The 9,609-nt window shown below is 73.2% G+C and carries 7 protein-coding genes and 1 pseudogene; 4 read left to right on the top strand and 4 right to left on the bottom strand.

Annotated features, from left to right (window positions below; genetic code table 11):
• The 3 genes from VR45_RS25190 to VR45_RS25180 all read left to right on the top strand — a co-directional run.
• A partial coding sequence (locus VR45_RS25190) for a 2OG-Fe(II) oxygenase family protein (protein ID WP_045942116.1) occupies positions 1-481 on the top strand: 481 nt, incomplete at its 5' end.
• A 220-nt stretch (positions 482-701) separates the two neighbouring features.
• The gene (locus VR45_RS25185) at positions 702-2,237 is read left to right on the top strand and encodes a hypothetical protein (RefSeq protein WP_045942115.1); all 1,536 of its coding nucleotides are present in this window, start codon (positions 702-704) and stop codon (positions 2,235-2,237) included.
• Positions 2,238-2,314: 77 nt separating this feature from the next.
• Positions 2,315-3,070, top strand: coding sequence for a MerR family transcriptional regulator (locus VR45_RS25180; protein WP_045942114.1), 756 nt, complete (start codon positions 2,315-2,317; stop codon positions 3,068-3,070).
• Positions 3,071-3,090: 20 nt separating this feature from the next.
• On the opposite strand, the gene VR45_RS25175 is transcribed toward VR45_RS25180, so the two are convergent.
• The 4 genes from VR45_RS25175 to VR45_RS25160 all read right to left on the bottom strand — a co-directional run bounded on the left by VR45_RS25175 (position 3,091) and on the right by VR45_RS25160 (position 9,097).
• A complete protein-coding gene (locus VR45_RS25175) occupies positions 3,091-5,277 on the bottom strand; it encodes a 3-hydroxyacyl-CoA dehydrogenase NAD-binding domain-containing protein (protein ID WP_045942113.1) in 2,187 nt (728 codons plus the stop codon).
• 53 nt (positions 5,278-5,330) lie between these two features.
• Positions 5,331-6,545 carry an acetyl-CoA C-acetyltransferase gene (locus VR45_RS25170; protein ID WP_045942112.1) on the bottom strand — a complete coding sequence of 405 codons (1,215 nt, stop codon included), beginning with the start codon at positions 6,543-6,545 and terminating at the stop codon, positions 5,331-5,333.
• Between the two features lie 95 nt (positions 6,546-6,640).
• A complete protein-coding gene (locus tag VR45_RS25165; protein WP_045942111.1) occupies positions 6,641-7,783 on the bottom strand; it encodes an acyl-CoA dehydrogenase family protein in 1,143 nt (380 codons plus the stop codon).
• A 27-nt stretch (positions 7,784-7,810) separates the two neighbouring features.
• Positions 7,811-9,097 carry a CaiB/BaiF CoA-transferase family protein gene (locus tag VR45_RS25160; protein WP_234326134.1) on the bottom strand — a complete coding sequence of 429 codons (1,287 nt, stop codon included), beginning with the start codon at positions 9,095-9,097 and terminating at the stop codon, positions 7,811-7,813.
• 206 nt (positions 9,098-9,303) lie between these two features.
• Between VR45_RS25160 and VR45_RS42645 the strand changes: the two are divergent.
• Positions 9,304-9,609: pseudogene (locus VR45_RS42645) on the top strand (hypothetical protein); the annotation flags it as partial.

Raw genomic sequence — 9,609 nt, 5'->3', positions numbered from 1 at the left:
CCCGCACCTGCGACTCAAGCTGGTCCGCTACCCGGGCACCGCCCCGGACGGCGCCGGCCAGGGCGTCGGCGCCCACAAGGACTACGGCTTCATCACCCTGCTCCTCCAGGACACCGTGGGCGGCCTCCAGGTGCAGCGCGCCGACGGCTCCTTCCTGGACGTCCCGCCGATGCCGGGCGCCTTCGTGGTCAACCTCGGCGAACTGCTGGAGGTCGCCACCGACGGCTACCTGAAGGCCACCAGCCACCGCGTGGTCAGCCCGCCCGGCGCCCGCGAGCGCTACTCCGTCCCGTTCTTCTACAACCCGCGCCTGGACGCCCACATCGAGCCGCTGGACTTCCCGCTCGCCCACCACGCCCCCGGCGCCACCCAGGACCCGGCCAACCCCCTCTACGCCGACTTCGGCTTCAACGAGTGGAAGGGCTACACCCGCGCCCACCCCGAAGTCACCCGCCGCCACCACCCCGACCTCGCCGCCTGACCCCGGCCCCGGTCCTGCCCAGTCCCACCCGTTCCACCCGTTCCGCTTCGGCGCGCGCCCACCCGCACGGGCGCGCGCCGAAACATATCCGAATATCATGCAACCAATAATCTCGGGTTATTTTTGGAATTCATAAATCGCTGGCTTTTCGATCGCGAAGCTCCCTAGACTCCGCCCCGATGCCGAGCCCGAAGAATTTCGGCGCCAAAGGGGGGATGTCATGACGGAGAACGATCCGGGATACGACTACTGGTTCCGCCTGGAGATCGAGGTGAGCGGATCACCGGGCGGCCGAAGCCGGCTGAGGGAGCTTCTCACCGCACGCGGCTGGATCGTCTCGGCCCCGTCCGGGCCGGACACCGGAAACGCACCCGAGACCTGGATCGTCGAGGCCGGGGTCGGCGGCTCCCGCTGGGGCGCGGCCCAGGTCGTCAAGATCGCGCTGGAGCGCACCCGCCGCCAGACCCCGGTGTCGGTGGAGCTCAAGGTCCTGGAGCCGGTCGTCCCCTCCGATCCGCCCCGCACCCGGTGGCTCGCCCACCTTCCGCTCCCGTCGGCCGTACGGCCCGACTGGCTCCGCCGCCCGCTGCTGCAGAGCGGCCTCTTCGACACCGGCCGGGAGATCTTCCTGCCCGCCGGACCTGGCGTCCGCCGGGCGGCCGAGCTGGCGACCGTCCGCGCCCTGACGGAGATCGCCGCTCCCCCGCACAACGCCCTCCCGCGGTTGCTCGGCCCGTCCTCCCGGGTCGAGCAACCGAGCCGAAGCCGACAGCACGTCGTGCCGGAGCGGATCGGCCTGCCGATCGCCCTCACGGCGGCCGTCGTCCTCCTGACTCTCGGGACGGTCCTCAACGCGGCACAGCTCCATCCCCTGGCCACGGGGGTCGCCACCCTCCTCCTCGCTCTGCTGCTCGGCGCTCCGGCGGGCCTGCTCCTGGCCCAGTACGGCACCCATCCCGAACGCACCCGGCCGTTGTCGGCCGCGGCCGTCGGCTGGGCGGCCGGTCTGGCCACCACCGGGGCGGGGCTGGTCCTGCCCTTCGTGGCGCCTTCGCGACAGGGCGCCGCGGTACTCACCGTCGTCCTGTTCGCCGCATTCCTGACCGGGAACGGCCTGCGCCTGTTGTTCCGCAATCTGTCGCGGAAGGCCACGGTCGCCTGGCTCGTCCCGGCGCTCCTCCCGCTCGCGCTCCCCGTGCTGCCGGTCCCGGGATTCTCCCTGCACACCTATTACCTGGACTATTTCGACGCCAGCCGCGAGGAGGTGTTCATCCCCGTCAGTTGGCAACTCATCGCCGACACCAAGGGGATGGTGGTCGTGGTGGCCCCGCTCGTCGCGCTCGCGCTCCTGGGTTACGCACGGCACTTCCACGCCCCCCGCAGCGTCGAAGGAATCCCGCTCTGGGGCGGCCTGCTCTGCGTCGCTTTCATGGCCACCGTCGCGGTGTTCTGGGTACAGGTCCTTACCCCGGCGACCGAGGCCGCCGCGGCGGCGGCCGCCCAGGCCAAGGCCGGCAGCCAACCCGGCCAGTACTTCGGCATCGCACCGCAGCGAGTCTGCGTGCGCCCGGCCGCAGGCTCCATCGCGCCACCGTTCCAGGGAAGCGCCGTCAGCCCCGATCACCCGTACCTCGCGTTCCCGTCCTCGGCGGACTGGATCAGGCTCTGGGACTTGGCCGACCGCAGCTCGGTCGTCGTGAAGCGGGAGCACTGGCAGATCATCAAGTCGAGCGATCCGAGCTGCCCGGTGGGCTGAGCGGGCGTGGACCGGGTGGGACAGTGGTGTCACACTCATGGTGTCACAGTGATGGTGCTACGAGGTGGGAGGCGGGGGTGGAGGTGCGGCTGACGGTGGACGAGTTGGCGGCGCGGGCGGGGGTGACGGTGCGGACGGTGCGGTTCTACGGGACGAAGGGGCTGCTGCCGCCGCCGGTGCTGGGGGCCCGGCGGGTGGGGTGGTACGGGGCCGAGCACCTGGACCGGCTGGGGCTGATCGAGGAGTTGCAGCGGCAGGGGCTGACGCTGGCCGCGATCGAGCGGTACCTGGCGCGGCTGCCGCAGGACTCCACCCCGCTGGACCTGGCGATCCACCGGGCGCTGGTGGCCTCGTGGACGCCGGAGGCCCCGGAGGAGGCCGAGCGGGGGCAACTGGAGCGGCGGGCCGGGCGGCGGCTGTCGGAGGAGCAGTTGGACCGGCTCGCGGCGATGGGGGCGCTGGAGCGCACGGCGGACCCGGAGGTGTTCCGGGTGGACCCGGGGCTGCTGCCGCTGGGGGTGCGGATCCTGGACGTGCCGATCCCGCTGGAGACGCTGCTCGCGGCGCGCGCCGTGGTGGTGGAGCACAGCCGGGCCACGGCGCGGGAGTTGCAGCGGCTGTTCCGGGAGACGGTGTGGCGGCCGTTCCGGGAGAGCGAGCCGGAGCCGGACGACGTGGAGCGGATGAAGGCGCTCACCGACCACATCCAGCCGATGGTGGCGCAGGCGCTGGTGACCGCGTTCCAGAAGTCCCTGCGGGAGGAGCTGGGCGAGGAGGCGGAAGAGGACGTGGAAGGGAACGCGGGAGAGGACCCGGGCGGGGCGGCGCCGTAGCCGCCCCGCCCGGGCGGGGGTCAGTCGGTGAAGGTGCGCCCCTCGGCGGCGATCCGCTCCAGCAGCGCGGGCGGCGCGAACCGCTCCCCGTACGCGGCGGCGAGCTCGCGGGCGCGCTCCGCGAAGCCGGCCGGGCCGCCCGGGTAGCCGTTGATGTACTGGAGCACACCGCCGGTCCAGGCCGGGAAGCCGATGCCGAGGATGGAGCCGACGTTGGCGTCCGCGACGGAGGTGAGCACGCCCTCCTCCAGGCAGCGGACGGAGTCCAGGGCCTCGCTGAAGAGCATCCGCTCCTTGAGGTCCTCGAACGGGATGTCCACGTCCGCGCGGGTGAAGTGCTCCCGCAGGCCGGGCCAGAGCCGGCCCCGGGTGCCGTTCTCGTCGTAGTCGTAGAAGCCGGCGCCGCCGCTGCGGCCGGGGCGGCCGAACTCGTCCACCATCCGGTCCACCACCGCGTCCGCCGGGTGGGCGGTCCACTCGCCGCCGGCCGCCTCGACGGCGCGCCGGTACTCGTCGCGGATCCGGCGCGGCAGGGTGAGGGTCAGCTCGTCGAGCAGCGAGAGCACCTTGGCCGGGTAGCCGGCCTGGGCGGCGGCCTGCTCGACGCTGGCCGGCTCGACGCCCTCGCCGATCATGGCGACGCCCTCGTTGATGAACTGGCCGATCACCCGCGAGGTGAAGAAGCCGCGCGAGTCGTTGACCACGATCGGGGTCCGGCCGATCTGCCGGACCAGGTCGAAGGCGCGGGCCAGCGCCTCGTCCCCGGTCTGCGGCCCGCGGATGATCTCCACCAGCCGCATCTTGTCGACCGGCGAGAAGAAGTGCAGCCCGATGAAGTCGGCGGTGCGCTGCACGCCCTCGGCGAGCAGGCCGATCGGCAGGGTGGAGGTGTTGGAGCAGAGCAGCGCGTCGGGGGCGACGATCCCCTCGATCTCCTGGAACACCTTGTGCTTGAGCTCCGGGTTCTCGAAGACCGCCTCGATCACCGCGTCGCAGCCGGCCAGGTCGGCGGCGTCGGCGGTGGGGGTGATCCGGGCGAGCACCTCGTCGCGCTGCGCCTCGGTGCGCCGGCCCCGGGCCACCGCCTTCCCCAGCAGGCCCTCGGAGTAGGCCTTCCCGCGCTCGGCGGCCTCGACGGTGACGTCCTTGAGCAGCACCTCGATACCGGCCTCGGCGCAGGTGTGGGCGATGCCGGCGCCCATCATCCCGGCGCCGAGCACGGCGACCCGGCGGACCGTCCGCTTCTCCACCGACTCGGGCCTCCCGGCACCGGAGTTGACCGCCTGGAGGTCGAAGAAGAGGGCCTGGATCATGTTCTTGCTGGTCTGCCCGCAGGCCAGCTCGGTGAAGTAGCGGGCCTCGATCGCCATCGCCGTGTCGACGTCCACCTGGGCGCTCTCCACCGCCGCGGCGAGCACATTGCGCGGCGCCGGGTAGGGGGCACCGGCCAGCTGCTTGCGCAGGTTGGCGGGGAAGGCGGGCAGATTGGCGGCGAAGGCCGGGGTGCTCGGGGTGCCGCCGGGGATCTTGTAGCCCTTGACGTCCCAGGGCTGGACGGGGGCCGGGTTCGCCTCGATCCAGGCTCGCGCCCGCTCGGCCAACTCCTCCGGCGTGGCGACCAGTTCGTGGACCAGGCCGTGCTGGAGGGCCTGCGCCGGACGGTACTGGCGGCCCTGCAGCAGGAACTTGAGCAGGGCGTCGGTGATGCCGAACAGCCGCACCGTGCGGACGATCCCGCCGCCACCGGGGAGCAGGCCGAGGGTGACCTCGGGCAGGCCGATCCGGCTGGCCGGGGTGTCCAGGGCGATCCGGTGGTGGCAGGCGAGGGCGAGCTCCAGGCCGCCGCCGAGCGCACTGCCGTTGATCGCGGCGACGACCGGCAGGCCGAGCGTCTCCAGGGTGCGCAGGGCGCGCTTGATCCGCATCGACTTCTCGAAGACGGCGGCGGCGTCCTCCGGGCGGGCGGCGGAGAGCATCCTCAGGTCGCCGCCGGCGAAGAAGGTCTTCTTGGCGGAGGTGATCACCACACCGCGCAGGTCGCCGGAGGCGCCGAGGCCGGCCAGCCGGGCGACGACGGTCTCGAAGTCGGCGGTGAACGCCTCGTTCATGGTGTTGACGGACTGGGTGGGGTCGTCGAGGACGAGGGTGACCACGCCGTCCTCGGCCTGCTCCCAGCGGATGGTGGTGGTGTCGCCGGTGTCGCTCATGGGGTTCTGGTCTCCTGAAGGGCCGGAAAGGGAGGAGGTCTCGGGGGCGCGGGTCAGACGCGCTCGATGACGGTGGCGATGCCCATGCCGCCGCCCACGCAGAGGGTGGCCAGGCCGTAGCGGAGCTCGCGCCGCTCCAGTTCGTCGATCAGGGTGCCGATGAGCATCGCGCCGGTGGCGCCCAGCGGGTGGCCGAGGGCGATCGCGCCGCCGTTGACGTTCACCTGCTCGGGGGAGAAGCCCATCTCCCGGACGAAGCGCAGCGCGACGGCGGCGAAGGCCTCGTTGATCTCGACCAGGTCGATGTCGGCGGCGGTCAGACCGGCCTTGGCGAGCGCCTTGCGGGTGGCGGGGGCGGGGCCGGTGAGCATGATGGTCGGCTCGGAGCCGGAGACGGCGGCGGAGACGATCCGGGCGCGCGGCCGCAGCCCGTAGCGCTCGCCGATCTCGCGGCTGCCGATGGCGACCAGGGCGGCGCCGTCCACGATGCCGGAGGAGTTGCCGGCGTGGTGGACGTGGTCGATGGCCTCCACCCAGTGGTACTTCTGGAGGGCGACGGCGTCGAACCCGCCGGCCTCGCCGATCGCGGCGAAGGAGGGCTTGAGCCCGGCCAGGGTCTCGACGGTGGTACCGGGGCGGATGAACTCGTCCCGCTCCAGGACGACCAGGCCGTTGCGGTCGCGGACCGGGACCACCGACCGGTCGAACAGCCCGTCGGCCTGGGCCTTGGCGGCGCGGGCCTGGGACTCGGCGGCGAAGGCGTCGACGTCGGTGCGGGAGAAGCCCTCGATGGTGGCGATCAGGTCGGCGCCGATGCCCTGCGGGGCGAAGTTGGTCTCGTAGGCCGTCATCGGGTCGGCGAACCAGGCGCCGCCGTCGGAGGCCATCTTCACCCGGGACATCGACTCGACACCGCCGGCCAGGATCAGGTCCTCCCAGCCGGAACGGACCTTGGCGGCGGCCATGTTGACGGCCTCCAGGCCGGAGGCGCAGAAGCGGTTCTCCTGGACGCCGGCCACCGTGTCGGGCAGGCCGGCCGCGACGGCGGCGATCCGGGCGATGTCGGAGCCCTGGTCGCCGACGGGGCTGACCACGCCGAGCACGATGTCGTCGATCGCCGCCGGGTCCAGCCCGGGGAAGCGGCGGCGGATCTCGTGGATCAGGCCGACGACGAGGTCGATCGGCTTGGTGCCGTGCAGCGAGCCGGTGGCCTTGCCCCGGCCGCGCGGGGTGCGGATCGCGTCGTAGACGTACGCTTCGGTGGTCACGGTGGGCAGCCTTTCGGGGCGGGGTGCAGGGTGCTGGGTACTGGGTACTGGGAGCGGGCGTGGCGGCCGGAGCCCGGGGCCGGGCCGGCCGGGGTTCAGCCGAGGATGGAGCGGCCCACGATCTCCTTCATGATCTCGGTGGTGCCGCCGTAGATGGTCTGGATGCGACCGTCGGTGAACGCCCTGGCCACCGGGTACTCGGTCATGTAACCGTAGCCGCCGTGGAGTTGGAGGCAGCGGTCGGCGGTGCGCTTCTGCAGTTCGGTGGCCCACCACTTGGCCATCGAGGCGTCGGCCGGGGTGAGCGCGTAGCGGTTGTGCTCGGTGATGCAGCGGTCCACGAAGGCACGGGTGACCGCGCACTCGGTGGCCAGTTCGGCGATCTCGAAGCGGACGTGCTGGAGCTTCGCCAGCGGCCGCCCGAACGCCTCGCGCCCCTTGACGTACTCGGTGGTGATCTCGACCAGGTACTCCGCACCGGCGATCGCGGCGGCGGCGATGGTGAGCCGCTCCTGTGCGAGGTTGCGCATCAGGTACAGAAAGCCCTGGTCGATCTCGCCGAGCAGGTTCTCCTTCGGGACGCGGACGTCCTCGAAGAACAACTCGGCGGTGTCCTGGGCCTTCTGGCCGATCTTGTCGAGGTTGCGGCCGCGCTCGAAGCCGGGCATGCCGCGCTCGACGACCAGCAGGCTGAGGCCGTGGGAGCCGCCCTCGGGGGTGGTGCGGGCGACCACGACCACCAGGTCCGCGAGGATCCCGTTGGAGATGAAGGTCTTGGCGCCGTTGAGGAGGAAGTGGTCCCCCCGGTCCTCGGCCCGGGTGCGGATGCCCTGGAGGTCGGAGCCGGTCCCGGGCTCGGTCATCGCGATGGCCGTGACGAGTTCGCCGGAGCAGAATCCGGGCAGCCAGCGGCGCTGCTGCTCCTCGGTGGCGAGCGAGGTGAGGTAGGGGCCGACGATGTCGTTGTGCAGCCCGATCGCCAGTCCGGACGCCCCGGCGCGGGCGAACTCCTCGGCCAGCACGGCGGCGTAGCGGAAGTCGGCGTTCCCTCCGCCGCCGTACTCCTCGGCGACGGCGAGGCCGAGCAGTCCCTGCCGGCCGGCCGCCAGCCAGGCTTCGCGGTCCACGATGCCGGCCTTCTCCCAGCGGTCGTAGTGCGGCAGCACCTCCTTGGCGAGGAACGCCCGGACGGTGCCGCGGAAGTCCTCGTGCTCGTCGGTGAAGAGGTCGCGTTGCACGGCAAACTCCTTGGGAGGGTGGCGGGTTCAGGCGGTCGGCGATGCGGGGGTGCGGGCGGGGCCGGTGGGCCCGGCGGGCTCCGCCGGGTCGGCGGACTCGGCCGGGTCGACTGACCCGGCGGAATCGGCGGACTCGGCCGGCTCGGCCGCGAGCGAGGGCACGCCCCAGTCGCGGGCGACCTCGGCGGTGTCGGCGCCCGGCCGGGCCGGCGGGCGGCGCAGCGCGCCGGGGGTGGCGGAGAACCTCGGCGCGGGGGCCGGCTGAGTGACGCCGTCCACCTCGACATAGGTCCCCCGGCTCGCCAGGTGCTCGTGCGCGTGCGCCTGACGCATCGTCAGCACCGGTTCCACGCAGGCGTCCGACCCGGCGAAGACGGCTTCCCAGGCGGCGCGGGTGCGGGTGGCGAAACGCGCGGCGATCCGGGCCCGCAGCTCGGGCCAGCGGGCGGTGTCCCACTGTCCGGGCGCGTCCGGGCCGAGCTCCAGCAGCCGGGCGAACTCGACGTAGAACTGCGGCTCCAGCGCACCGACCGCGAGGTGGCCGCCGTCGGCGGCCGGGTAGACGGCGTAGAACGGCGCGCCGCCGTCGAGGAGGTTGACGCCGCGCCGGTCCTGCCACCGGCCGCCGGCGAGCAAGCCCTGGAGGACGGCGGTGAGGTGGGCGGCGCCGTCGACGATGGCCGCGTCCACCACCTGGCCGGCGCCGGTGGCGCGGGCGTGGTGGAGGGCCGCGAGCAGGCCGACGACCAGGTAGAGCGAGCCACCGGCGTAGTCGCCGAGCAGATTGGCGGGGAGGGCGGGCGGCCCGTCGGGATCGCTCGCGGACACATCCGGCAGAGCGGCGGCCGTCGGGGCGACGAGGCCGAGGACGCCGGCCACCGCCGTGTACCCGATGTCGTGCCCGGCCCTGGCGGCCAGCGGCCCGTGCTGCCCCCAGCCGGTCATCCGCCCGTAGACCAGCGCCGGATTGCGGGCCAGGCAGGCTTCCGGCCCGACCCCGAGCCGCTCGGCGACTCCCGGCCGGTACCCCTCGATCAGCAGATCGGCGCGGGCGACCAGGTCGAGCACCCGGCCCGGCCCCTCGGGGGCCTTGAGGTCGACGACCACCGAACGCTTGTTGCGGTTGGCGAGGTCGTACGCCGGTTCGATGCCGAGCGGCGACGGCTCGGGGCGGTCCACCCGGACCACGTCGGCGCCGAGGTCGCCCAGCAGCATCGCGGCGAACGGTCCGGGTCCGATCCCGGCGAGTTCGACCACCCGGACCCCGGCCAGCGGCCCGCCCGCGCCACCACCGTGCACACCGCTGTCACCCACGGGCGCCACGGCCCCTCCGAGGATCGACGAAGTCTGACAGTAAAGCTGTAACACTCGCGATGATAGGCAAGCGACTCGCCGGTAACAAGACCTCGGCCCCTCGTCCGCCGGGACGGTCGCGGCCCGGCCGGATCCCCCCGGCGGGGGAGGCGGATCCGGTCTCCGGAGGACGCCCGGACCGCCGGGCCCGCGGGACCGTGGGGCACATGACCTCGATGCTCCCGCCCCGCACACCGACCCCGGCCCCGACGCCCGCCGCGGCGCCCGCTCCGGCCCCGAACGGCGTACCGGCCTCCGCACCCCGCCCCGCCGCACCGGTCGGCCGGACCCGGACGGTGGCGGCCGCGGTGGCCGTCGCGGCGACCGTGCCCTACCTCGGTCTCAAGCTGCTCTGGCTCACCGGCCACCCGGTCGGGGCCGGCGACGCCGACGCCATGGACGACCTGTGGCTCGTCAACCTGCTGACCTTCGGCATGGACGCCATCGCCGTCCTGCTCGCCCTGTCCTTCGTC

The sequence above is a fragment of the Streptomyces sp. NRRL S-495 genome (assembly GCF_000966955.1).
GTDB classification, from domain to species: domain Bacteria; phylum Actinomycetota; class Actinomycetes; order Streptomycetales; family Streptomycetaceae; genus Kitasatospora; species Kitasatospora purpeofusca.
This window is presented reverse-complemented; position numbering and strand designations above follow the sequence as displayed.

Coding starts and splice junctions, on each gene's coding strand:
- VR45_RS25185 (WP_045942115.1), top strand. CDS start 702: ATGACGGAGAACGATCCGGGATACGACTACTGGTTCCGCCTGGAGATC.
- VR45_RS25175 (WP_045942113.1), bottom strand. CDS start 5,277: ATGAGCGACACCGGCGACACCACCACCATCCGCTGGGAGCAGGCCGAG.